The organism is Herbaspirillum sp. GW103 (assembly GCF_000261365.1).
Classification (GTDB): Bacteria; Pseudomonadota; Gammaproteobacteria; order Burkholderiales; family Burkholderiaceae_D; genus Herbaspirillum.
This window is the reverse complement of the sequence record NZ_AJVC01000006.1, coordinates 571,618-595,346: the sequence shown is the minus strand read 5'-3', so window position 1 is coordinate 595,346 and position 23,729 is coordinate 571,618. Positions and strand designations below refer to the sequence as shown.

The 23,729-nt window shown below is 61.8% G+C and carries 18 protein-coding genes; 7 read left to right on the top strand and 11 right to left on the bottom strand.

Features of this window, described 5'->3' with window-relative positions:
* Window positions 1-17: 17 nt before the first annotated feature.
* From otsB to GWL_RS21265, 5 genes are all read right to left on the bottom strand, one after another.
* The gene (otsB, locus tag GWL_RS21285; RefSeq protein WP_008334313.1) at window positions 18-761 is read right to left on the bottom strand and encodes a trehalose-phosphatase; all 744 of its coding nucleotides are present in this window, start codon (window positions 759-761) and stop codon (window positions 18-20) included.
* Between the two features lie 198 nt (window positions 762-959).
* Window positions 960-2,417 (bottom strand): sodium:solute symporter family protein, encoded by a 1,458-nt coding sequence (locus GWL_RS21280; RefSeq protein WP_008334310.1) that lies wholly within the window; start codon window positions 2,415-2,417, stop codon window positions 960-962.
* Window positions 2,418-2,674: 257 nt separating this feature from the next.
* Window positions 2,675-3,577: a hypothetical protein gene (locus tag GWL_RS21275; RefSeq protein ID WP_008334308.1), complete on the bottom strand. Its 903-nt coding sequence runs from the start codon at window positions 3,575-3,577 to the stop codon at window positions 2,675-2,677.
* A gap of 316 nt (window positions 3,578-3,893) precedes the next feature.
* Window positions 3,894-5,186, bottom strand: coding sequence for a diaminopimelate decarboxylase (lysA, locus tag GWL_RS21270; RefSeq protein ID WP_008334306.1), 1,293 nt, complete (start codon window positions 5,184-5,186; stop codon window positions 3,894-3,896).
* A 126-nt stretch (window positions 5,187-5,312) separates the two neighbouring features.
* The gene (locus GWL_RS21265) at window positions 5,313-5,534 is read right to left on the bottom strand and encodes a lipoprotein (RefSeq protein WP_034351583.1); all 222 of its coding nucleotides are present in this window, start codon (window positions 5,532-5,534) and stop codon (window positions 5,313-5,315) included.
* Window positions 5,535-5,583: 49 nt separating this feature from the next.
* Between GWL_RS21265 and cyaY the strand changes: the two genes are divergently transcribed.
* Window positions 5,584-5,916: an iron donor protein CyaY gene (gene cyaY, locus GWL_RS21260; protein WP_008334299.1), complete on the top strand. Its 333-nt coding sequence runs from the start codon at window positions 5,584-5,586 to the stop codon at window positions 5,914-5,916.
* A gap of 100 nt (window positions 5,917-6,016) precedes the next feature.
* Complete coding sequence (gene gspG, locus GWL_RS21255) at window positions 6,017-6,472, top strand: type II secretion system major pseudopilin GspG (RefSeq protein ID WP_008334298.1); 456 nt, start codon at window positions 6,017-6,019, stop codon at window positions 6,470-6,472.
* Between the two features lie 50 nt (window positions 6,473-6,522).
* Here gspG and GWL_RS21250 read toward each other — a convergent pair whose 3' ends face one another.
* The 6 genes from GWL_RS21250 to putA form a co-directional block, all read right to left on the bottom strand.
* On the bottom strand, window positions 6,523-8,058 hold the full coding sequence (locus tag GWL_RS21250) for an SEL1-like repeat protein (protein WP_008334297.1): 1,536 nt from the start codon (window positions 8,056-8,058) through the stop codon (window positions 6,523-6,525).
* 580 nt (window positions 8,059-8,638) lie between these two features.
* Entirely contained in the window at window positions 8,639-9,814 is a 1,176-nt protein-coding gene (locus tag GWL_RS21245) for a porin (protein ID WP_008334296.1), read from the bottom strand.
* A 294-nt stretch (window positions 9,815-10,108) separates the two neighbouring features.
* Window positions 10,109-10,312 (bottom strand): hypothetical protein, encoded by a 204-nt coding sequence (locus tag GWL_RS21240; RefSeq protein ID WP_008334294.1) that lies wholly within the window; start codon window positions 10,310-10,312, stop codon window positions 10,109-10,111.
* Window positions 10,313-10,335: 23 nt separating this feature from the next.
* Entirely contained in the window at window positions 10,336-11,679 is a 1,344-nt protein-coding gene (hslU, locus tag GWL_RS21235) for an ATP-dependent protease ATPase subunit HslU (RefSeq protein ID WP_034351754.1), read from the bottom strand.
* Window positions 11,680-11,743: 64 nt separating this feature from the next.
* Window positions 11,744-12,280, bottom strand: coding sequence for an ATP-dependent protease subunit HslV (gene hslV, locus GWL_RS21230; RefSeq protein ID WP_008334281.1), 537 nt, complete (start codon window positions 12,278-12,280; stop codon window positions 11,744-11,746).
* A gap of 199 nt (window positions 12,281-12,479) precedes the next feature.
* On the bottom strand, window positions 12,480-16,178 hold the full coding sequence (gene putA / locus GWL_RS21225; RefSeq protein ID WP_008334262.1) for a trifunctional transcriptional regulator/proline dehydrogenase/L-glutamate gamma-semialdehyde dehydrogenase: 3,699 nt from the start codon (window positions 16,176-16,178) through the stop codon (window positions 12,480-12,482).
* Window positions 16,179-16,540: 362 nt separating this feature from the next.
* Between putA and GWL_RS21220 the strand changes: the two genes are divergently transcribed.
* The 5 genes from GWL_RS21220 to GWL_RS23985 all read left to right on the top strand — a co-directional run bounded on the left by GWL_RS21220 (window position 16,541) and on the right by GWL_RS23985 (window position 23,620).
* Window positions 16,541-19,306 carry a type VI secretion system Vgr family protein gene (locus GWL_RS21220; RefSeq protein ID WP_008334259.1) on the top strand — a complete coding sequence of 922 codons (2,766 nt, stop codon included), beginning with the start codon at window positions 16,541-16,543 and terminating at the stop codon, window positions 19,304-19,306.
* A 6-nt stretch (window positions 19,307-19,312) separates the two neighbouring features.
* Window positions 19,313-21,103: a M23 family metallopeptidase gene (locus tag GWL_RS23155; RefSeq protein ID WP_008334251.1), complete on the top strand. Its 1,791-nt coding sequence runs from the start codon at window positions 19,313-19,315 to the stop codon at window positions 21,101-21,103.
* 147 nt (window positions 21,104-21,250) lie between these two features.
* Complete coding sequence (locus GWL_RS21200; RefSeq protein WP_085943585.1) at window positions 21,251-21,940, top strand: hypothetical protein; 690 nt, start codon at window positions 21,251-21,253, stop codon at window positions 21,938-21,940.
* Window positions 21,941-22,199: 259 nt separating this feature from the next.
* Window positions 22,200-22,883, top strand: coding sequence for a hypothetical protein (locus tag GWL_RS21195; protein ID WP_034351573.1), 684 nt, complete (start codon window positions 22,200-22,202; stop codon window positions 22,881-22,883).
* 14 nt (window positions 22,884-22,897) lie between these two features.
* Window positions 22,898-23,620: a hypothetical protein gene (locus GWL_RS23985; RefSeq protein ID WP_237713617.1), complete on the top strand. Its 723-nt coding sequence runs from the start codon at window positions 22,898-22,900 to the stop codon at window positions 23,618-23,620.
* Window positions 23,621-23,729: the final 109 nt, after the last annotated feature.

The following is a 23,729-nucleotide window of genomic DNA, read 5'->3' as shown; positions in this document are numbered from 1 at the left end:
TGCCGGCATTACGGTTCTCAGGAGTTGCTGCGCCCCTCCACGCTCTGGCGCAGCAGGTCCAGCACGGCGGCCGGATCGGCCAGGCGCTGCAAAGCCTGACTGGGACCGGTGCCAATCTTGATGCCAAGTCCGCCGAAGACCTCCCCCTGGGCGATGGCAAATCCGGCTTCATCGGTGACGTCATCGCCGATGAAGACAGGACGTCGGCCCCGGAAAGGCGCTTCATGCAGGAAGGCGGCGACGGCATCGCCCTTGTTGATGTGCGGCTTGGCCTCCACCACCATCTTGCCGTGCAGCAATGTAAAGCCGGGTTCGTGGCGCAGCGCATCCATCATGGTTTCCACGCAGCGCTGCTCCAGATGGGCGGCGTGGCGGTAATGCAGCGCCAGGGCCCCGCGCTTGAGTTCAAGCTGCAAGCCGGCATGCGACTCGACCAGCGGCAGCAGGCGCTGGCGCAGATGATGCACGTCCGGCACCGGCTGCTGCAGGATGCGGCCATCGGCCGTGCGGCGCTCGGCACCATGCACGCCCGCCGCCGGCAGGCGTAGCGGGGCCAGGAAGAAGTCCAGTTGATCAAGCGGGCGGCCGCTGACGATGGCCAGCGCGCCGTCCGATTCTTGCTGGATGCGCTGCAGGAGCGTGATCAGCTGCGGCGGTACCACGATCTCTTCAGGCTGGGGCGCCAGGTCGACCAGGGTGCCGTCGAAGTCCAGAAACAACGCATCGGCAGCAACATCGTAGGGGCGAATGTGCTCAGTCATGCCATTTCAGGTTGATGTAAGGCAAATAAGTTCCGGCTTGATCTCGAATTATTGCCAATCATATATCAAATAAATTCGAAACTCCGGCGACGAACTTCTTTGACAGCAGCTGGCCCAGCAGTTCTGATGAGCTGGCGCAAAAAGACAAAACGGCCGCGCGGCAAGGCCGGGCGACCGTTTCAGTGCGGCAGGAGAGGGTCAGGACTGCATGCTGCCCTCGGCCGGGGCCACCGCCATGGGCGGAACCGGGGCCAGCACCTGGGGCATCAGGGAGCCGACCACCATGCCGCCGATGGAGACCAGCAGACCGGCCAGCTGGGGCGGCCACAGGCCATCCGGGGCCAGGTATTCCAGGGCAATCCAGGAGACCAGGCCCAGCACCATGGCCATCAACGCGCCCTGGCGGGTGGCGCGCGGCCAGTACACGCCGAACGCCAGCGGCACGAAGGCGGCGACCAGAGTGACCTTGTAGGCATTCTCGACCATCTCGTAGATGCTGGACTGGCTGTTGAGGGCCAGCGAGGTCACGCCTACGGTAAAGAGCAGCACCACGGCGCGCATCGAGAAGAGGAATTCACGATCGTTCTTCCACGGGCGAATCTCCTTGAGGACGTTCTCGGTGAAGGTCACCGAGGGGGCCAGCAGTGTCGCACTGGCGCAGCTCTTGATGGCCGACAGCAGCGCGCCGAAGAACATCACCTGGGCGAATACCGGCATCTTTTCCATGATCAGGGTCGGGAGCACCAGCTGGGAGTCAGTTTCCAGCAGGCGCGAGACCATGGCCGGATCGATCAGCGTGGCCGAATAGGCCAGGAAGATCGGGATAAAGACGAAGAAGAAATAGATCACGCCCCCCAGCACCGAGGCATTGCGCGCCACGTTCTCGTTCTTGGAGGACATCACGCGCTGGAACACGTCCTGCTGCGGGATCGACCCCAGCATCATGGTGATCCAGGCGGCAAAGAACCAGAGCACGTCCTTCAGTTCGGCCGCCGGCCAGAAATTGAACTTGCCGGCCGCCGCCGCATGGGCGATGACCACTCCCGGCCCGCCGACCATGCCCGACACTTCATATCCGATGTAGAGCATACCGACCACCACGATGATCATCTGCAGGAAGTCGGTGATGGCAACGGCCCACATGCCCCCCATCAGGGTATAGATCAGCACGCTGCCGGCACCGATGATCATGCCCCAGTGCATGGGAATGTAGCCACCCGAGACGACATTGAAGACCAGCCCCAGCGCCTTGATCTGTGCGGCCACCCAGCCCAGGTAGGAAATGACGATGCAGATCGTGACCAGCATTTCGGCAGCGCGACCGAAGCGCTTCTTGTAATAGTCGCCGATGGTCAGCAGATTCATGCGGTAGAGCCGCTTGGCGAAGAAAACGCCAACCAGGATCAGGCACAGGGAGGAGCCGAAGGGATCGGCCACGATACCGCCCAAGCCCTCCTGAAGGAAGGTCGAGGACACGCCCAGCACGGCCTCGGACCCGAACCAGGTCGCAAAGACGGTCGCGGTCACCACCGACATCGGCAGCGAACGGCCGGCCACGGCGTAGTCCTTCGAACTCTTCACATAGCGGGTGGCATACAAGCCGATTCCGACCGAGATGACCCAATAGAGGACGACGAACCAGAGCAGTGCATTCATGCCTTTTTCCTTGCAGGGGGGGTAAGAAAAACGCGCATTATAGCGGCAACTTCCTCGCGCAAAGCCGCTTGCGGCAAGACTTTTCATCTGTCGCCGTCAGGCCACAGCCGCGCTGGCCAGCCAGTACGGACGGTCTGCTGCGCAAGCAAGAATTGCTCCTGCCCGCAGGCGGTCGGCATTGAAGATGTTGTCAGGGAGGATTGAAGCGGAAGTGAAGCCTGCTGCACCACCGGAGCGGCAGCGCAGCAGAGGAGGATTCAGGCGCCTTCGTTGTTGCGCTCGTAGGAGGGGCAGCCGTTCTTGCCCCAGTTGCCGTCGCACAGCTTCCACAGGCAGCGTTCCCGTGCAAACACCGACAGCGCGCTGCATTGCCTGACCTGCTCAGCCAGGGTCGGCAGGGACGGCACCTGGACCACGTCCGGCGCTGGCGCCACGGCCTGGGCACGTTCTGCCTTGGCGCGGGCCTTGGCCAGCTGCGCCTCGGCCTCGCGACGACGCTGCTCGCGCAGGGCCAGGGCGGCATCCTCGCGGCGATGGCGGGCTTCAGCCGCGGCACGCTTCTGGGCCAGTTGATGGGCGCGCTCGTCGGCTTCCTGTTGCAACTGGGCAATCACTTCGGGGCCAGGGGCGTCGCTGGCGCTGGCGGCCACCGGATCGGCGCTGACCACCGGGGCCAGCGGCTCGGGCGGGACGGATTTGGACTGGGCTGGCAATGGCTGCATGACCGGCTTGAGCGCGCGCTGGGGCCAATGCGTACCCAGCCACAGGGCCAGCCCGATGATGGCCAGGGTCAGCAACGAGACCAGCAAAGCCCCCCGCATCGAAGCCTGCGGCTGCGCCTGGCTGCGCGGCCCGCGTGCGCTGCGGCGGGCCATGGGCGCTGGCTCTTGCTGCGCCGACGCCTCCGCGACGGCTTGTTCGATCGGCTGGCTGGCGCTGATGGCCGAGGTGGCCACGGCCGCGGTAACCGCCGCGGCGGCCACGGCTGCGGCGGTGATGTGCGAGGCACGCACTTCGAGTTCCTCCTCGCTCAGTACCTGTGGCACCGTGGCCGTGCGCACGGGTGCATGCGCTTGACCGGCATGCGGCGCATGCGCGCACACGCCCTCGCTGGCGGCGCGCCGGTCGCGATCTTCCCCTGAACGCTCCAGAACTTGCATTGGAATTCCCCTGTTTGCGCTACCGGCCACCCTCCTGGCGGCCCTGGTGTGCTCCCTCACGTCCGTGCTTGCTTGCCTGGTCTCCAGAAGCGGGTAACTTCACCCCAAGGCATGTTTTGATGCTGCGTTTGTTTTTTGGACGGATGGCTATTTTGCGCCGAAATTTCTGAAAGGCAAAACAAAAATGCGGCTGTGCAAAAAATATCTGCATCCCAAGCCGGACGGGACTTGCCGGGCTATCAAGAAACGATGTGCAAAAAGAAACGGCAGCCCCGTTTCCAGGACTGCCGCTTGACATGCCGACAACAAGATTGGCTCAGTCGACGATCTTTTCCAGTGCAAACAGATCTGCCGGATTCTCGCGCGCACGGACCAGGTGGACTTGCGCGCCATCGACCAGCACCTCGGCCGCCCGGCCGCGGGTGTTGTAGTTGGAGGCCATGGTCATGCCGTAGGCGCCGGCCGACATCAGTGCCAGCAGATCGCCCTGGCCGATGGCCAGTTCGCGCGAGCGGGCCAGCCAGTCGCCGGATTCACATACCGGGCCGACGACGTCGTAGATGCGGGGCTGGCCGGCGTTTTCCTTCACTGTCTTGACGCCATGCCAGGCTTCGTACATGGCCGGACGCATCAGATCGTTCATGGCGGCATCGACCACGGCGAAGTTTTTTTCTTCACCATGCTTGAGGTATTGCACCTCGGTCAGCAACAGGCCGGCATTGCCGACCACCGAGCGACCCGGCTCGAACATGACCTGGATGGGGCGGCCCTGGTACTTGCTGGCACGCCAGGCATCGACGCGGGCGAACACGCGCGCCAGGTAATCACCGATGGCCACCGGTTGCTCGTCGTCGTAACGGATACCGATGCCGCCGCCGATGTCGAGGTGGTGAATCGGAATGCCCTCGGCTTCCAGCGCGTCAACCATGTCGATGATCTTCTCCAGCGCTTCCAGCAGGGGCGAGTCGTCCAGCAGCTGCGAGCCGATGTGGCAGTCGATGCCCACCACTTCGATGTTGGGCAGGGCGGCAGCGGCGCGGTAGCAGTTCAGCGCATCTTCATAGGCCACGCCGAACTTGTTTTCCTTCAGGCCGGTGGAGATGTAGGGATGGGTCTTGGCGTCCACATTGGGATTGACGCGCAGCGAGATGCGCGCACGCTTGCCCAGTGCACCGGCCACTTCGTTCAGGCGCGCCACTTCGGGGATGGATTCGACGTTGAAGCAGAGGATGTCGTGCTCCAGCGCCAGCTTCATTTCGTCGCGACCCTTGCCCACGCCCGAGAAGATCACCTTGCGTGCATCGCCGCCGGCGGCCACCACGCGCAGCAGTTCGCCGCCGGAAACGATGTCGAAGCCCGAACCCAGCTTGCCCAGCAGGTTCAGCACCGCCAGGTTGGAATTGGACTTGACCGAGTAGCACACCAGGGCGCCGCCCTTGGCACCGTCGGTGCGGCCGGCCGCGCGGCAGGCATCGGCATAGGCCGAGAAATTCTGCACCAGCGCTGCGCTGGAATAGACATAGAGCGGGGTGCCGAACTGTTCAGCCAGCGCTTGCAGGGAGACATCTTCGGCGTGCAGCACGCCGTTGCGATAGGAGAAGTGGGACATGGGGTTCCGGAAAGGTCAGCGCAAAGATCAGCGGAAAAATCGGTTCGACAAGGAAATCCGGCGCGGTCCCCCCTTCATGCTTTTTGGGGGACCGGCCGCGATGCAGCCAGATGTTTCAGTCCGGCATCATCGTTTGGGCGTGTCGGCGGAGGTGTCGGCAGAGACCGCACCCTCCTGGCCGGCCGCCTTGTCCTTGGCCGGAGCGACCGGCTGGGTGCGCACGAACGGGTCGGGCGGCACCTTGGGCATGTACAGCGGACCTTTCTGGCCGCAACCGGCCAGCATCAGGACGGCGGCGCACAGCGCCAGGGAAGCTGCACAACGGAAGGGAGAATGGGGTGACTTCACGATAAAATGACGGATTACATCGAAATCTTAGAATGACTTGGAGTGTAGCATGACCGAATCGGAATTCCTGGACCTGGCTGACGCCACCCTCAACGCCATCGAGACGGCCCTGGAAGACGCCTGCGACGCCAGTGAGCTGGACGTGGAATGCAGTCGCAGCGGCAACGTGCTGGAAATCGAATGCGTGGACAATGGTTCCAAGATCATCATCAACAGCCAGGCCCCCATGCAGGAAATGTGGCTGGCCGCGCGCTCCGGCGGCTTCCACTACAAATTTGACGGCCGACATTGGCTCAACACCCGCGATGGCAGCGAGCTTTACGCCACACTGTCGGAAGTGGTCAGCAGCCAGGCGGGCGTACCCGTCACCATCCAGCCCTGAGCCGGCGCGGCGCCGGTCCGTGCATCCTGCCGCTGCGGCGGCTGCCTGCCCGTGCGCCCTTCCGACTTGCACCGTCCAAGACAATCAACCTGCAGCATTCATGCGTCGATCCCTCCGACATCCTGCCTTCCTGTTCCTGCAGCGCGGACTGGCGCGCCTGCGCTGGATCCTGGTGCTGACCTTGCTGGCCGTTGCAGCAGCACTGCTGCTGCCGCCGCTGGTGGCACGCTTGAACCATGACCACAGCCCCCAAACCCTGGCAGCCGAAAAAGACCTGCAGGCCATTGCCGCAGGCCTTGAGCGCTATCGCCAGGACAACGGTCGCTACCCCAGTGGCGCCCAGGGCCTGCTGGCGCTGGTGATCAAGCCCACGCGGCCGCCCGTGCCGGGCAACTGGCAGATCGGCGGCTACGTCGATCGCCTGCCGCGCGACCCCTGGGGCAACTCCTACCAGTACGGGGCCGATGATGAGGGCAGTCGCTACGAACTCTATTCTTTCGGCGCAGCTGGCCCGGATGGCGGTGCCGATGGCGAGCAGGTCATCAGCCTGCACTGAGCTTGTGCCGCGGGCGGCCGGCGCCGCCCGGAGTCTTTCTCAGGGCCTGTTCAGGCCACATCCGGGAAGGCCGTGCGCAGCCGGTACTGACGCTGCCGGTAATTGCCTTCGGGACCGCTGAACCCACAGTCGACGTCGCCGAACAGACGGCTCACGCGGTTGATGGCCGCACGCTGGGCTTCGGTCTGCACCGCGATCAGGCGACGTTTGCTGCGGGCATGATGAGCGCAGATGTCCACCACCAGACAGTGACCGTAATCAGCCTGCTTGATATCGATGAGCAGCGCTTCCGGCTTGGTCAGCCCAAAGATGGCCGCCAGCTCGATGCGCGCACTGAGGAAGGGATTGCTGTTGCGCAGGCGCTCGCTGAGCTGCTGGCGTGCCTGCAGCGCCCATGACGGGCCCTGCTCCTGGACCGTGAAGGCGTGCAAGGCTTGCATCGCAGCAGCATCGCCCTGGCTGGCGGCCTGCTGCCACCAGTACAGGGCCTTGACGTCATGCAGGGGATCATCACGGCGATTGCGCCAGAAGATCTGTGCCAACTCGCACTGCGCTTGCACCAGTCCCGCTTCGGCGGCCTTCTCCAGATATTGCTGGGCCACCTGCAGATTGCGCTGCGAATAGATCGAGCGCGAATAGATACGCGCCAGTGCATGCCATGCCTGAGCCGCACCGCCCTCCCCGGCCAACAGCAACCAGTGCAGTGCCTTCTTGAAATTGGCCAGGCCTTGTTCCATGAACACCCGATTGCCGGCACGGTCAATCTTGGCGCACAACAGGCCCAGCTCCAGGCGCGCCTCGACATTGCCGGCCAGCGCCGCCAGTTCGAACAGGCGCAGCAGCTGGCCCAGGTCAGGTTGCTGCGTACCCGCCTGCCACTGACCATAACGCAGCAGCAACGTAGCTTCCTCGCTGTTGAGCCGGACCAGCCCGGCACCGTCGCTCTCTTTCTCCAGCTGCGCCAGCGCGACGCTGTTGCGCTCCATCAGGCGCTTGACCAGTATCGCGGCACCGCGCGCGAAGGCCGCACCCTGGCCCTGCTGCCAGGCCTTGTCCAGCAGGGCGTACTGCGCCTGCTCGATGCCCGCACGGGCTGCTTCGCGTACCAGATTCTCCTCGACCGCCGAGGCCGCCAGGCCAGGTACCATGGGCTGCCCGTGACGCTGCATCTGCTGCGCCAGCAGCCATTGAGCCTCGTGATCGTCGCGGCTGGCCAGCAAGGACAATGCAGCAATGGCGCGAGCATGGGTATTGCTGTCGAACTGTGCGGTGTGCTCCAGCACCAGGCGCGCGAAGATCACGCCAGCCTGCGGCACGCCCGCTTCAAACGCCTTCTCGTACCAGATGGCCGCTTCCTGGGGCGAGGACAATTCCTTGACTTGCTCATAGGTGATATTGCGGCCGATGATCATCCACGCATCATCGACCCCCTGTTGCGCAGCGCGGCGCAGCCAGTAGAAGGCCGTTCCCTTGCTGCGCGGCAGTCCGCTGCCACCGCTCAGGTAGCGCCGGCCCAGGGCCAGCTGTGCGCGCGATTCACCGGCGCGGGCGGCCTTGATGACGGCCAGTTCTTCTCTCGTTGCCATGTTCTTGTTCCTTTCTCAGCAAGCCCGACAGTCAAAAGCTGCAGGCAAAAACATCCCCGCTGGCGCAGCAGGCTGCGTCAGTCCGGTGTGCATCAAAAACTAAGTATTTGAATGCGGCCCGCCAGTGCATGAGTGGGCGGTGCGATGCGCGGATCATGGATGAGGATGAACTCGACGCGCATCGAAATAGCGCTCTTATTAGAGCAGTGCGCTGCAAAAAAGTGCGCAATGACGAGAGCTTATTACGCTTTCTTTACTGACATCAAGACCCGCTACCAGTAAGGGTTTCGTCAGCATTTGACGATGCTAAAGCGAGCTTTTTGCGGTGCCACAAACGGCCTTCCAGCGTGGCCGCGCGCCGCCAGGCGCACCAAATTGGTTTGGAATGCGAGGAAGAAAATGGGGACGCCACGAAAATGGTGCATTCGTGCGCGGCGGAGAAAACACTGTTACAGAAACTAACAAAATGAAACGCCCTGTACACATGAAAAAAAGCGCCGCATGAACCTCATGCGGCGCTTCTCTTGCTCTGTTGCAGATCAAACTGCGCCGCCGGGAAGACGACGCAGTTCAAGTCACATTAGAACTTGTGACGGATACCCACGGCGACGGCGCCCTGGTTGCCATCGGTACCGGTGGCGTTGGAAACGCCCGGGTTGTTCAGGTCGCTAGCCTTGGTGTAAGCCATGAAGGCGTACAGGTCGGTGCGCTTGGACAGCCAGTAGTCGGTACCCAGGCTGACTTGAGTCAGCTTGGCCTTGGTCGACACGCCGTCGAAGTCGGCACGGGTGTGATCCACGGCAGCCAGCAGCTTCAGGGACGGGCTCAGGGAGTAAGCGGTACCCAGTTCGTAGATGTCAGCCTTCTTGGAGTTGGCCAGGGTACGGTTGGCGATGCTGGTCAGCGAACCGACACCAGCGGCGCTCAGGTTGGTCTGGCTGTTCAGATCTTGCTTGACGCGCGAGTAGTTACCGTACACACGTGCCGGGCCGAACTGATACGACGCTGCCACGTTCAAGACCTTCTGAGCGGTGCTGCCAGCCAGGTTGCTTTCGCTGGCCACGCTGGTGGTGGTGGTGCTGCTCAGCAGGGAGGTGTCAGCCGCGGTCGAACCAGCCTTGGACTGGTAGTAGGTGATGCCCAGACCCAGGGGACCGTTGTCGTACTTGCCGCCGACGCCGAAGGCTTGACCAGCGGAGGTCTGACCAGCGGTTTCGCCGAAGCCGTACATCAGGTTACCGGTGAAGCCGTTCAGGTTCGAGGTGGTGTAGCTGATGGAGTTGTTGGTACGGGTGCCTTGCAGGCGATCCAGGCCCGAACCGGAGTTGCTGACCCAGCCGCCGAAGTCGGCCACGGCGGTGTAAGCGGAGATGGTGTCAGCGAAGTCGGTTTGACGACCGACCAGCACGCTACCGAAACCACCAGTCAGACCCACGACCGACTTGCGACGGAACAGGGTGTTGCTGGTCTTGGAGTCGTCCAGAGCACCGGTATCGTTGGAGAAGCCAGCTTCCAGGTTGAACACGGCCGACAGACCGCCGCCCAGATCTTCAACACCCTTGAAGCCGATACGCGAACCCTGAATGACGCCCGAATTCAGGCCGAACTTGCTGCCGGTGCCACCGGAGGTGGTAGCAACCTTGCTTTGGTAGACAACACCGGTATCGACGATACCGTAGATCGTGACGGAGCTTTGCGCATGGGCTGCGCCTGCGAACGCGCCCAGAACGGCGAGTGCCAGCAGAGATTTTTTCATGTGACGTCCTTCTCTAAAAATAGTCTTGAGGATCCGCACTTGCAGTCGGATGGGCAAACATTAATGCTTCTCGCCGCGCGTGACTGCACCTTGGTCGATAGAAGTGATTTTTTAGACGGGAGCGAAAGATTGAAATGGCAATTGTTGTATTTTTTTATCGTCAATTTCCATGGCGCGCTTGCGATCCGGCTACGGGATCGGCTCGCATCAAGGAAAAAGCGCCGGTATCTCTACCGGCGCTTCTCGTGATTTCTAACATTTTGATACATCTGGCAAGCAGAGCTTGATGCGCCCTCATTCCTTTTCAGGATCACCGACCAGCTTCTTCAACAGATCCGACTTCAATTGCTGGCGCTGTGCCGAGGCGTTCTTGCGATGTGCACCGGCCCCACCGGCACGCTGCTGTGCCGCCAGGGCCACCGGATTGCGTGGCCTGGACTGCGATGGCTCGACGCGAAAACTCAGCTTCTGCCGCGTTCCCAGGGTCTTGTTGGCCATCCCGATCTCCTCGCCTGCTGGCGTTAGAGCACGTAGCGCGACATGTCCTCATCCACGGCCAGCTCACCCAGACGCTCGTTGACGTACGCGGCATCGATGAGCAGGCCATCCACACCGGCTTCGCCGGCCGTGAAGGAAATCTCTTCCAGCAGCTTTTCCATCACGGTGTAGAGACGACGTGCACCGATGTTCTCGGTCTTCTCATTGACCGTGTGCGAAATCTCGGCCAGGCGCTGGATGCCGCTGTCGGCGAATTCGATCTTCACGCCTTCGGTGGCCAGCAGCGCTTCATACTGTTTGGTGAGGCAGGCATCGGTGCCGGTCAGGATGCGCTCGAAATCGGCGATGGAGAGCGAATCGAGCTCCACGCGGATCGGGAAGCGGCCCTGCAGTTCCGGAATCAGATCGGAGGGCTTGGACAGGTGGAATGCACCGGAGGCGATGAAGAGGATGTGATCGGTCTTGATCATGCCGTACTTGGTGTTGACGGTCGTGCCTTCCACCAGCGGCAGCAGATCACGCTGCACACCGGCGCGGGAGACGTCGGCATTGCCGTTCTGCGAGCGGGTGGCGATCTTGTCGATCTCGTCCAGGAAGACGATGCCGTTCTGCTCGACGTTGGCGATGGCCTTCTGCTTGAGTTCTTCCTCGTTGACCAGCTTGGCCGCCTCTTCCTCGATCAACAGCTTCATGGCTTCCTTGATCTTGATCTTGCGCGCCTTCTTGCGCTGGTTGCCCAGGCCGGAGAACATCGACTTGATCTGCTCGGTCATTTCTTCCATGCCCGGGGGCGCCATGATTTCCATCGACGGTGCAGCGTCATTGAGTTCCAGCTCGATCTCGCGATCATCCAGCGCCCCTTCGCGCAGACGCTTGCGGAAGGTCTGGCGGGTGGTGTTCTTGTCGTCCTTCTCCGGGCTGGCATTGCCATCGGGCGTAAAACCGAAATCGCGGGCCGGCGGCAGCAGCACATCGAGGACGCGATCTTCGGCCGCATCTTCAGCGCGGGTGCGCACCTTGCGCGTTTCCAGCTCGCGGGTCTGCTTGATACCGATGTCAACCAGGTCGCGGATGATGGTGTCCACGTCGCGGCCCACATAGCCGACTTCGGTGAACTTGGTGGCTTCGATCTTGATGAAAGGCGCATCGGCCAGCTTGGCCAGGCGACGTGCAATCTCGGTCTTGCCCACGCCGGTCGGGCCGATCATGAGGATGTTCTTGGGCGTGATCTCGTGGCGCAGCGGCTCCTCGATCTGCTGGCGGCGCCAGCGGTTGCGCAGGGCGATAGCCACCGCGCGCTTGGCGCGGGCCTGGCCGACGACGTGCTTGTCGAGTTCGGAGACGATTTCCTTGGGAGTCATATTCATGGTGGTGATCTTTTCGCTGTGACGATTCATCGGAGAAATAGGCAGGAAATGCGCGCTGCGCGGCTTATTCCAGCGTCTCGATGATGTGGTTCAGGTTGGTGTAGATGCACAGCTCACCGGCGATGGTCAGGGATTTCTTGACGATCTCGGCCGGCGCCAGGTCGGTGTTGTCGTACAGGGCCTTGGCCGCCGATTGCGCATAGCTGCCACCGGAGCCGATGGCGCCGATGCCGTCATTGGGTTCGAGCACGTCGCCATTGCCGGTGATGACCAGGGTGGTTTCCTTGTCGGCACACAGGAGCATGGCTTCCAGGCGACGCAGCATGCGGTCGGTGCGCCAGTCCTTGGCCAGTTCGACCGAGGCACGCATCAGGTTGCCCTGGTGCTTTTCCAGCTTGGCTTCGAACAGATCGAGCAGGGTGAAAGCGTCGGCCGTGCCGCCGGCGAAACCGACCAGGACTTTGCCGTGATAGAGCTTGCGCACCTTGCGCGCACTGCCCTTCATGACGATGTTGCCAAGCGTCACCTGGCCGTCGCCACCGAGCGCGACCTGATTGCCGCGACGGACGGAAAGGATGGTGGTGCCGTGAAATTGTTCCATGCTTGCCTCTGTTCAATATGTGCCTGGGAGCCGCGGAGGGACGTACCGATTCCGCATTCCTGTCGAGATGGGGCTGGCCCGCCGGATTGCAAGTCATGAGATCGGAAGGGCCGCCGTCGAGGCCGATATTGTACGCCCGCAAGGAAAACGGGCGCCCGGGCCACAAGGCCGGGGCGCCCGTCTCAGGCAGCGGGAGCGATTACACCGAAATGGTCATCAGGCTGGCATTGCCGCCCGCGGCCGTGGTGTTGACGCACAGAGCGCGCTCGGCCAGCAGGCGCCACAGGGGGATGGCGCCGTCTTCGCTGCACAGGATCAGCGGCACCAGCGCACCCTCACGGGCGGCCAGGCGTACCCGCCAGGGGGCAGCCTGATGGCTGTCCACCAGGGCCGCCTGCAGCGGCTCGGCATCGAGCTGGCTGGCGCGGCGGATGGCCGCACGCACCGGGGCCGGCAAGCCAGCCGGCAGCAGCGCTGCCGTGGCCTCGTCGACCACCACCGTATTGCCGGTGGCAAAGGCTGCGGCCAGCTGATTCAACAGCGTACCGACACTGGCGGCCACGCACAGCACCAGGCCGCGCGGGGCGAAGGCCAGGGTATTGCGCTCGCCGGTCGGCCCGGGCAGCAGGAGGCTGCGCTGCAGCAGGCTGTCGCGGTGATAGCGCTGGCCGCTGGCGGCCAGGCGTTCATGGCCGTGCGTGCGGGCCCAGTCCAGCAGACTGTCCAGCAGAGTGTTGGGCACTTCTGCGGGTTGTGCGCGGGTCAGCTCTTCGTGCAGTTGCGCATGGCGTTGCAGGCGCTTGAGGTAGAGCGGGCCACCGGCCTTGGGACCGGTACCGGACTTGCCTTCGCCGCCGAAGGGCTGCACGCCCACCACCGCGCCGACGATGTTGCGATTGACGTAGATGTTGCCCACGTGGGCGTGCCGGGCCACGAAATCGATGGTCTCGTCGATGCGCGAATGCACGCCCAGGGTCAGGCCATAGCCGGTGGCGTTGATGGCGTCGATGAGCTGCGGCAGGGCATCGCGGCGATAGCGCAGCACGTGCAGCACCGGGCCGAAGACTTCGCGCTGCAGTTGTCCCAGGTCGTCGATCTCGATGACGGTCGGGGGCACGAAAGTACCGTGCTGGCAATCCTCGCCCAGCGGCAGCTGGTGGACGGCACGCGCACTCTTGCGCATGCGCTCGATGTGGGCCAGCAGGTTCTGCCGGGCCTCGGCATCGATGACCGGGCCGATGTCGGTGGAGAGACGGTCCGGGCGGCCCACGCGCAGTTCGGCCATGGCCCCCTTCAACATTTCCAGAGTGCGGTCGGCGATGTCTTCCTGCAGGCACAGGATGCGCAGGGCCGAGCAACGCTGGCCGGCGCTGTCGAAGGCCGAGGACAGCACGTCCTGCACCACCTGCTCGGCCAGGGCCGAGGAATCCACGATCAGGGCATTCTGGCCGCCGGTCTCGGCAATGAGCGGGACCTCGCCGTGTTCGCCGCTGCCATCGCCATCATCATGCTTGCGCTGGGCCAGGGTGCGATTGATGAGCTGTGCCACTTCAGTGGAGCCGGTGAAGATCACGCCCTTGACGCGCGCATCCGAGGTCAGCGCGGCGCCCACGGTCTCACCACGGCCCGGCAGCAATTGCAGGGCGGCGCGCGGGACACCCGCCTCATGCAGCAGTTGCACGGCGCGATGGGCGATCAGCGCGGTCTGCTCGGCCGGCTTGGCCAGCACCACATTGCCGGCAGCCAGGGCGGCACTGACTTCACCGATGAAGATCGCCAGCGGGAAATTCCACGGACTGATGCACACCACCGGTCCCCAGGCCAGCACGTTGCCGTCATGGCGCGAGGCGATGGCGTAGTAGCGCAGGAAATCCACCGCTTCGCGCACTTCGGCAATCGCATTGGGCAGCGACTTGCCGGCTTCACGCACGGCCAGGGCCATGAGCTCGGCGATATTTTCTTCCAGCAGGTCGGCCGCGCGTTCCAGCATGGCGGCGCGCTCGGCGGCCGGTGTCGATTGCCATTGCGGTGCATAGGCAGTCGCTGCGGTGAGCGCGGTATCGACATCGGCCACGGTGGCTTCGCTGACCTGACCCACGACTTCGCGATGGTCGGCCGGGTTGCGTACGAGCTGTGCAGCCTGGGCAACGATGTCGCCGGCGATTAGCGGCGCGGCCTGCCACTGGCGCTGGGCCATGGAGACGAACAACTGGCCCAGTTGCTGCAGGCGTGATTCGTTGGAGAGATCAATGCCTGCTGAATTCTTGCGCTCCTGGCCATACAGCTGCTGCGGCAGGGCAATGGCCGGATGCGGCACGCCGCCCTGGGCGCGCACGGTCTCGATGGGATCCGCCACCAGACGATCCAGCGGCACGGCCTCGTCCACGATCTGGTTGACGAAGGAAGAGTTGGCACCATTCTCCAGCAGACGGCGCACGAGATAGGCCAGCAGCGTCTGGTGCGAACCGACCGGCGCATAGATGCGGCAGGCCTTGCCCAGGTTGTCGGCACCGACCACCTGGTCGTACAGGGTCTCGCCCATGCCGTGCAGGCACTGGAATTCGTAGTTGTCGATCTGGTGCTGCCTGGCCCAGTGATAGATCGCCGCCAGCGTATGCGCATTGTGCGTGGCGAACTGCGGATAGATGACGTCGGTGGCGGCCAGCAGCTTCTGCGCGCAGGTCAGGTAGGACAGGTCGGTATGCAGCTTGCGGGTGTAGACCGGATAGCCTTCCAGGCCATCGACCTGGGCGCGCTTGATTTCGCTATCCCAATAAGCGCCCTTGACCAGGCGGATCATCAGGCGACGACCGTTGCGGCGGGCCAGATCGACCAGATAGTCGATGACGAAGGGGCAGCGCTTCTGGTAGCCCTGCACCACGAAGCCCAGGCCCTCGAAACCGGCCAGGTCGGGATCGGCCACCAGCACTTCCATCATGTCCAGCGACAGTTCCAGGCGGTCGGCTTCCTCGGCATCGATGTTCAGGCCAATGTTGTATTGCTTGGCCAGCAGCAGCAACTGCTTCAGGCGCGGCAGCAGTTCGCCCATCACGCGCGCATGCTGGGCGCGCGAGTAGCGCGGATGCAGGGCCGACAGCTTGACCGAGATGCCCGGGCCGTCCTTGATGCCGCGACCATTGGAAGCGCGGCCGATGGCGTGGATGGCGCTCTCGTAGGACTGGTAGTAGGCATCGGCATCGTGCATGGTCAGTGCCGCTTCGCCCAGCATGTCGTAGGAATAGCGATAGCCGCGCTTTTCGTTGTCGCGGCTGTTTTCCAGCGCCTCGTCGATGGTCTGGCCGGTCACGAACTGATTGCCCAGCATACGCATGGCCAGGTCCACGCCCTTGCGGATGAGCGGTTCGCCGCCCTTGCCGATGAGGCGCGTGATGGCTTGCGTGAGGCCGCTTTCGCTGCTGGTGGAGACCAGCTTGCCGGTAATGAGCAGACCCCACGTGGCGGCATTGACGAACAGTGAGGGCGACTCGCCCAGATGCTTGCGCCAGTCGCCCTTGCTGATCTTGTCGGCGATGAGACGGTCGGCGGTCTGGCGGTCGGGGATGCGCAAGAGTGCCTCGGCCAGGCACATCAGCGCCACCCCCTCTTCCGAGGACAGCGAGAACTCGTGCATCAGCGCATCGACGCCGGAGGACCGGGTGCGCTTCTCGCGCACCTGCTGCACCAGCTTCCTGGCCAGTTGCCGGGTGGCATCCTTCCAGGGTTGCTGGCCCTGCACCTGCTGCAGCAGCCATTGCACGGCCTCGCGCTCGTCGCGACGATAGGCGGCGGTGATGGCCGCACGCAGCGGGCTGGGGGCCGGCAGCAACTCGGCCTGGAAAGAGCCAAAGGGCAGGCTGGAAGCGGAGGCCGCAGGGGCGGCGGAGGCGACGGTGGTCATGGTCTGGAGTCGAAATGGGATGGAAATGGGCAACCGGATTCTATGTGCTTGATGCCAATATTAATTCTGTATTTGAACCTCATAACCAATATTTAATTTGGCATATTGAAATTATACAAACTTAAATTTTCCACAATTCGGCAGTATCGGCGTCTTGTGCAGAGCTGTCGCGGCTTGCGGCGGTGGCAAGCGCTGCGAATCGGCCCGAACCGGTGCAAGCAAGGGCCTGGTCAGCGGGAATCACAAATAATTCGAAGCATTCTTCGGTTCATTTCGAGTTTTGCCGAGGATTTTCGGTGTTTTTCTGGCAAGCCGAACGCGTCGAACAAGAATGACGGCCCATCATTGCTCCGGGCTTGCTCATGGATACCACCCGCCAGTTGTTGTCCCGTCTGCTGCGCTTTTCTGCGGCAAAGCGTCTCTACCGTTTGCAGCTGGCGGGTCAGCCGCAAGACCGTTTCCTGGTCGAGGCCCATGTGACCGTCGATGCCCTGCATGCGGTGGGTGCCACCGAGCTGATCGTCCTGAGCCTGGATGCAGACGCGCCAGCGAAGTCCCTGCTGGGTTGCCGCGCAACGCTGGAGATGCGTCTGGCCGATGGTGGTGTCCATCGCTGTACCGGGCTGATCCATGAAGTCGCCCGGTTGGGTGGCGATGGCGGTTTCTGCCGTTATCGCCTGCGCCTGGCACCCTGGCCGTGGTTGCTCACACAGGCCGGCACCAGCCGCGTCTGGCAAGACAAAAGCCTGCTGGAAGTGGTCGAAGACGTCTTCCGCGAATTCCTGCAACACGCCGACTGGCATTGGTCTGCCGATGCGCTGGCCTGCCTGGATCGCTTGCCGCTGCGCAGCTATACCGTGCAATACCGTCAGACTCATTTCGATTTCATCAGCCGCCTGCTAGCCGGCGAAGGGCTCTCATGGCGCATGGAAGAACATGCGACCAGCCCGCAGGGACATCGCATGGTGATCTTTGCCGACAGTACTGCGCGCGGTTGCTTTCCCGAAGATGCGACCAGCGCAGCCCATGGGGGCATCCGCTTTCATGGCGCCAGGGAGCAGGAGCAACAGGATGGCATCCAGGCCCTGACCGCGAGTCGCAGCCTGCAAGCGGCCAGCTATGCGCTGCTGTCCTACGACGACCAAAACAAACGAGCCATCGCCGCCAGCATCCCCACCCATCACGCCTTCGGCGGCCGCGCCGCGCCATGGCTGGAAAGCTACGACAGTGCAGGCCTGGCCGCCCATGACGACAGCGACGCCGCAGACCGTCACGCGCGCCTGATGATGGAAGCCGCCGAGGCCCGTAACAAGCTCTGGCGCGGACGCGGCACGGTACGCAGCTTGCGGGCCGGATCGCGCTTCACCTTGATGCAGGGACCGTTGGCCGGAAAGGAACGCGACTATGCCGTGCTCTCGGTGCTCGGTGTGGGCGTCAACAATCTCCCTGCCGATACCGAAGCGGCACTGGCTGAGTTGTTCGGACCCTTGCCGGTCTTGCTGGAGGAGGCTGTCGCAACCTGTCTCAAGGCTACCGGGATGGTCCAGCCGCTGGCATGTGATCAGGGCCTGATTGCACTGGCGCGCCGCATGGGATACGCCAATGTGTTCGAAGCGATCCGCGCCGATATTCCCTGGCGTCCCGTCCTGGCCGATGGCACGGGCATGGAGCGCCGTCCGCATGCGCCGTCGCACGGTAGCCAGAGCGCCATCGTGGTCGGCTACCAGGGCGAGACCCAGCCCAACGGCCCCGATGAAATCTGCTGCGACCGGTTGGGCCGCGTGCGCATCCGTTTCCACTGGCAGGGACGGCACGACGACGCGGCGGCCACCTGCTGGGTGCGCGTGGGCCAGCGCTGCGCCGGCCCGGGCATGGGGATGCAGTTCCTGCCGCGCATCGGGCAGGAAGTGCTGGTGCAGTTCCTCGAAAACGACCTGGAACGACCGATTGTGCTCGGTGCCCTCTACAACGGCCGCGGGGAGGGAGGTGTCGCCCCGACGCCTGGTGGAGAAGTGAAGGTTTCTGCCGAAATCCGGGTTTTTCACCAAGCCGGCGATACCGCCATCAGTGGCCAGGGCAATCTGGCTGGCGGTAATGCGCCAACGTGGCATGGTGCCAGTGCCGATCTGGATGGGCATCGCAATCCCGCTGCGCAATGGGGCATCCGGTCCAAGGAATTTGGCGGCTGGGGATACAACCAGCTGCTCTTCGACGACAGCAACCAGCGTGGCCGCATCCAGCTCAAGACCACGCAGGCCGGCAGCGAACTCAATCTCGGTCACCTGATCCACAGCGCCGACAATTATCGCGGCAGCTTCCGTGGCACGGGCGTGGAATTGCGTACTGATGCCTATGGGGTCATTCGTGCGGGACGCGGCATTCTGTTCTCCAGTTATCGGGTGGAACATCGCGCCCAGCATCGTGACCCGGCCGGGGACAACACGGGCCAACGGGCGATGGCACGACAGGCCGCACATATCAGCAAGACCTTCGACGAGGCAGTCCGCACGCATCGCACGGTGGGGATGGCAGAGGGACTCGATGCGATGAAGCAGGCCATCGCCGGGCAGGCCGAGATTGCGCAGCAGGACCTGCCTGCCAGCAGTACACCGCTGATCCAGATCGCCGCGAAGGAAGGGCTGGGCGTGGTGGCGGGACAGCATCTGCAACTGGCCAATGGTGGCGGCGTCAGCCTGATCAACGGACAGGATGCCCAGCACGTCAGTGGTCAGCAATTCCGGCTGCGCACGCAGCAGGCCATCGGACTGCTGGGCGGGGCCACGGCTGCTGGCGACAAGGGCATCGGCTTGCAGATGATCGCAGCACAGCGCGACATCGATGTGCAGGCACAGGCAGGGGGACTGGCCGTGCAGGCGCGTGATCCCTTGCAGATCGTCAGTGCCAATGCGGGTGTGAGCTGGGCAGCGGCCCGCAAGATCACGCTGGCCACGGCGGGTGGGGCCAGTATCGTCATCGAGGGCGGGAACATTACGGTGTTGTGTCCGGGGACGCTGACAATCCATGCGGGGCAGAAGCTGCTGGACGGCGCCGCGCGCATCAAGCTCGAACTCCCTCTTTTGCCCAAAGCCCCTGTTCAAGAAAAAAACCGGTCACCGTTTTCAAAGTGAGTTGCCATGCTGCTGAGCCCTCCATTTCTGCCGCCGCGCCCCGGCGATCTCTCCGATGCCGCATGGCTAAACACGCTCTTGCCCGATCCGCCAGCTGGCGAGGGGTTCTTTCCTGTCAGTCGTGATCTCAACTGGCATGGCGGTCTGCATGTGCACGCCCCTGCTCACGCCAAGGGCACGGAATGGGTCCATGCCATTGCCGATGGCACGGTCATCTTCAGCCGTAGTGCCACGCCAAAGAACGACAATCGTGAACATGCCCTGAACTATCTGGGCTGGACCGATGATGGCTGCGTTGTGATCCGCCATGACACCGACATCGGAGAGGGTGCAGCGGCCTCCCAGATCGTCTTCTATTCGCTCTACATGCATCTGAGCCAGGTGGAAGCCGGCATGAAGGCGGGCAAAAAAGTCTACCGCAAGGATCTGCTGGGGATGGCCGGCCAGTGCCATGACAGCTCACGCAAACTGATCCACTTCGAGATCGCTTGCGATGACGCCAACCTTGGAAAATTGATCGGACGCAGCGACAACAAGCTGGACCTGAGCCGCGACGGACGCACCGATGTGCTCTTCGGTGAAATGTATTTCCTGCTGCCTGCCGGTACCCGGTTTTATGTGAAAGAACCACCACGTAACCAGAGTACGCCGGAGACCGAAACGCTGCAGTTGAGCAAGGAAATGCTGATCGTCGGACTGCGTTATGCCGAAGGTGACGGCGCACCCGCACAGCGTGGCGACCTGCTCATCACGACCTATCGTGCGGATGGAGAGCGAATAGGGCAATCCCTTCGCTTGCCGGAAGCGGAATATCTCCTCTACGCCAGCGCCAACAAGATCAGCCTGGCCTATCCCGAAGGCAAGCGTCCGGCGCCCAGCGCAGTCTATGAACTGCTGCGCTTCGGCAGGATCGTGGGGCCTGATCCGCTGGTACCGTCCGATGTACCGCACTGGCGGGAGATTGTGCTGCCCACAGGCAAAGGCTGGGTCAATCTGAATGGCGCGGGAATCCACAAATACAGCGATGCCGACTTCCCTCCCTGGCACCACTGGCATCTGGTCAGGGAAGAAGACCATTCCCGATCCGTGGACAGCCGATGCGCAGCCAGCGCTGTCTCCCGATGGCTGGATCTGGATGGCGACGGCAAGGTGACGGAACAAGAGGCCTTGAAGGCACTGGATGACCAGACTGCGCGCGAGCGGCTTTCGCGCTTGATCTGCAGGGTGGAAAGTGAGTGGGATGCGGCCAGGCTGGAGGCGCGATGGTCATGGCTGACACGCAGTGAGAATGGTGTGCCGGCGCGGTTGAATGCCGAGGGATTTGAGCAATTCAAAAAGCATGCGAGGGCGCTTTGCATCGATCACAAAGAGATCTTGATGGCGAAGTGGCGGTTCAATCCGCGTGAATTCTTGCTTGTCTTTAGAAGGAATGGATGGATGTCGTTGAAAGAGATGGCTCAAATAATACCGGCTAAATCGTCAGTCGCAAAGCTTGCAGGTGTGGATTGGAAAAAGGCAATTAAACGGCTAGAACAAGGTGCACTGGACGAAGATCGTGGATCAATGCCTCCCCACCTACACCCTAACTGGCAAGTTCTCTCTCGTAAATATCAATTGTCGTCGTCACCTGTAAGAGTTGCTACTTTCTTCAGCCAGGTCATGGTTGAAAGCGATGTACTCAAGGCTGTCGTCGAGTACCTGCTTCGTAGCGATCATCGGCAATCGATCCAGGATCTTGCACTTCGGCCCAGCCTGCTTGCCAACAAAACGCAAGAAAACCCATCCTGCCGATTTTGACTTTGAGGACTTCCTCACGATGATTCGCAGCATCAGATTCAATACGGACTAATTTTCTTTTTACTTATCTTTCCCGATCAGGTCCCCTGGCTACTTGCGCCATCCGCTCGAAAGAACCATCTTCCATTCAGGAGAATATCGTTGGACATGTGTCTGCTCTATTGCTCGCTCTTATTCACGGCCACGCTGGCGACCACCAGCATGGCAGGAAACCGCGAAGCCTTCGCACGTGACGTTAGAAGTGACGTCCGACGCACATGTCTTCTCGATATGCAGCTACCGCCCAGTGCAGCCTTCATCACCTGTGCGGACCTTCCCCACTACCCTGGCGCCAAGGTGCTGCAGATAGGCCATTATCCGCAGGACTTTCCGGGACCTGGCCTATTGGCCTTCACGGAGGGTTTTCTCTCTGGACAATCGACGCAGGACTATCTCGCTTCAGGCATCTCGGACTGGATCGCCGTCCCTGCGCCCACTGGCGATTTGGATCAGAACGATGATGGGATACAACTCAACGAATACGGTGTGGATTTTCTCTGGGCCACCCGGCCAGATGAGATCAAACGCGAGAAGCTTCGCGGCAAGGGCTGGACCGGCTATCTCTGGACGCGGCGCACGGAACCGACGCGCAAAGAGATGGGCGATGCGACACCCACGCGGCCACAACGATGTTTCATCGCCTTGATCGGCAATCAAAAAAATAGCCTGGAGTTCGCCACCTGCCTTGCCCGGGACCGTAATCCTAGGGAACCGAACGAACTGCATTATCGGGACTTCATGCGCTCATTGAAGAGCATCGAGTTTGGCCACTGGCGATTGCCGATGGAACCATCATAAAGATTCATGCGTGCCGATGTAGGCCCTCACCCAACGCCCCTCTTCGGGATAACAGCCGGTCACCATTTTCAAAGTAAGACACCATGCTGCTGAGCCCTCCCTTCCTCCCTCCTCTCCCTCGCAATTTCTCTGATGCTGCATGGCTGAACACGCTCTTGCCCAATCCACCAGCTGGCGAGGGGTTATTTCCTGTCGGTCGTGATCTCAACGGACAGAAAATAACGGACACAAACGTCCAAGCCCAGCGAAGGGACAGATAATGAGCTGGATTACCACGGCCGCAAAAATCTCCCTGCTTGCAACGATATCGTTCTCCGCTGACACAGCAGCAGTCGACCAAGAACCTATCTATCTGGACGTAGAAATGCAGAATCGCTGCGGGTTCGCACTCACTCTGGCCGATACGATTGACGGGGTTAGTTGCAGTGGGGATCGGCAATTGACCGATGCCTATCGGGCGATGAGCATTGGCTACTTCGTGAATCAGTTTGAGCATAACGACTTTGCTCGCCAGATTTCTCTGGTGATCACCAATCATCCTTTAGAAAAGCTCGTTGGATCCGGCGCAAAAGGAATACTCAAGAGAGATGAGGACACTGGCGAAGCAATCTCTGGCGAGGAGTTGCATCTCACAGAACAATTAGTGAAGGACCTGTGCGCAAAGAGCATGAGACAGGTTCAGGTAGAAAAAATCGCGGCCAACAACTGGCGAGGCTATCTCTGGCGCAGATCATCCAGGCTGAAAAAGAGCGATCTTGTACGGGATTGTCCCAACGACGCGATAGACAAGGAATGCTTTCTCCTGATCATCGGGAATACGACCGTGACACTGTACTCCGATCTGATCTGCTTGCCACGTAACGGAAAAAAAACCGACCCCGCAGAGTTCGATGTGGGCGACTTCATGAAGATGATCTACAGCATCACTTTCGATAGTCAATGAGACTTTCTCCTTCCATGAACACAGAACCAAACCTGTCTCCCGGATCCCTCGAAAAATCCTCATCGGTGAAGATATTGATTTCGTTCCTGATGCTGTGTCTCACGTCAAGCTGCGACGTCCATGCGGCCACCGCTAACGCAGCTACTCTTTTCAAATTCAAGCAACGCAGGATCATGGAAACCTGCCATTTTTCGATGCGTCCACCGAGCAGCTCACCCATCATCACATGCACTGCGCTTGCACACTATCCTGGTGCCAAGGTACTTCAGATGGGCCATTATCCAGAAGACTTTCCTGGCCCCGGACTGCTGGCAAATACGGAAGGATTTCTCTCCGGACAATCCACGCAGGACTACCTCGCTTCAGGCATCTCGGACTGGATCGCCGTCCCTGCGCCCACTGGCGATTTGGATCAGAACGATGATGCGATACAGCTCAACGAATACGGTGTGGATTTTCTCTGGGCCACCCGGCCAGATGAGATCAAACGCGAGAAGCTTCACGGCAAGGACTGGACCGGCTATCTCTGGACACGGCGCACGGAGCCGACGCGCAAAGAGATGGGCGATGCGGCACCTAAACGGCCACAACGATGTTTCATCGCCTTGATCGGCAATCAGAAAAACAGCCTGGAGTTCGCCACTTGCCTCGCTCGGGATCGTAATCCCCGAGCGCCGAACGAACTTCATTATCGGGACTTCATGCGCGCATTGAAGAGCATTGAGTTTGGTCACTAGCGATGCCCATCTCGCCCGACATAAAAATTCATTCAGGCTCAGTAGTTAGCCTTCAAACAAAAAAAGCGCAGCCCGAGAGCTGCGCTTTTTCATGGGATTTCACTGCAAA

Bases quoted from the DNA above. Each gene is read 5' to 3' on its own strand.
- GWL_RS23155 (WP_008334251.1), top strand. From the start codon at position 19,313: ATGCTGCTGAGCCCTCCATTTCTGCCGCCGCGCCCCGGCGATCTCTCC.
- cyaY (WP_008334299.1), top strand. From the start codon at position 5,584: ATGACCGAATCGGAATTCCTGGACCTGGCTGACGCCACCCTCAACGCC.
- GWL_RS21220 (WP_008334259.1), top strand. From the start codon at position 16,541: ATGGATACCACCCGCCAGTTGTTGTCCCGTCTGCTGCGCTTTTCTGCG.
- GWL_RS21275 (WP_008334308.1), bottom strand. From the start codon at position 3,577: ATGCAAGTTCTGGAGCGTTCAGGGGAAGATCGCGACCGGCGCGCCGCC.
- gspG (WP_008334298.1), top strand. From the start codon at position 6,017: ATGCGTCGATCCCTCCGACATCCTGCCTTCCTGTTCCTGCAGCGCGGA.
- GWL_RS21195 (WP_034351573.1), top strand. From the start codon at position 22,200: ATGAGCTGGATTACCACGGCCGCAAAAATCTCCCTGCTTGCAACGATA.
- lysA (WP_008334306.1), bottom strand. From the start codon at position 5,186: ATGTCCCACTTCTCCTATCGCAACGGCGTGCTGCACGCCGAAGATGTC.
- GWL_RS23985 (WP_237713617.1), top strand. From the start codon at position 22,898: ATGAACACAGAACCAAACCTGTCTCCCGGATCCCTCGAAAAATCCTCA.
- GWL_RS21250 (WP_008334297.1), bottom strand. From the start codon at position 8,058: ATGGCAACGAGAGAAGAACTGGCCGTCATCAAGGCCGCCCGCGCCGGT.
- GWL_RS21280 (WP_008334310.1), bottom strand. From the start codon at position 2,417: ATGAATGCACTGCTCTGGTTCGTCGTCCTCTATTGGGTCATCTCGGTC.
- putA (WP_008334262.1), bottom strand. From the start codon at position 16,178: ATGACCACCGTCGCCTCCGCCGCCCCTGCGGCCTCCGCTTCCAGCCTG.
- GWL_RS21240 (WP_008334294.1), bottom strand. From the start codon at position 10,312: ATGGCCAACAAGACCCTGGGAACGCGGCAGAAGCTGAGTTTTCGCGTC.
- GWL_RS21245 (WP_008334296.1), bottom strand. From the start codon at position 9,814: ATGAAAAAATCTCTGCTGGCACTCGCCGTTCTGGGCGCGTTCGCAGGC.
- hslU (WP_034351754.1), bottom strand. From the start codon at position 11,679: ATGAATATGACTCCCAAGGAAATCGTCTCCGAACTCGACAAGCACGTC.
- otsB (WP_008334313.1), bottom strand. From the start codon at position 761: ATGACTGAGCACATTCGCCCCTACGATGTTGCTGCCGATGCGTTGTTT.
- GWL_RS21200 (WP_085943585.1), top strand. From the start codon at position 21,251: ATGTGTCTGCTCTATTGCTCGCTCTTATTCACGGCCACGCTGGCGACC.
- hslV (WP_008334281.1), bottom strand. From the start codon at position 12,280: ATGGAACAATTTCACGGCACCACCATCCTTTCCGTCCGTCGCGGCAAT.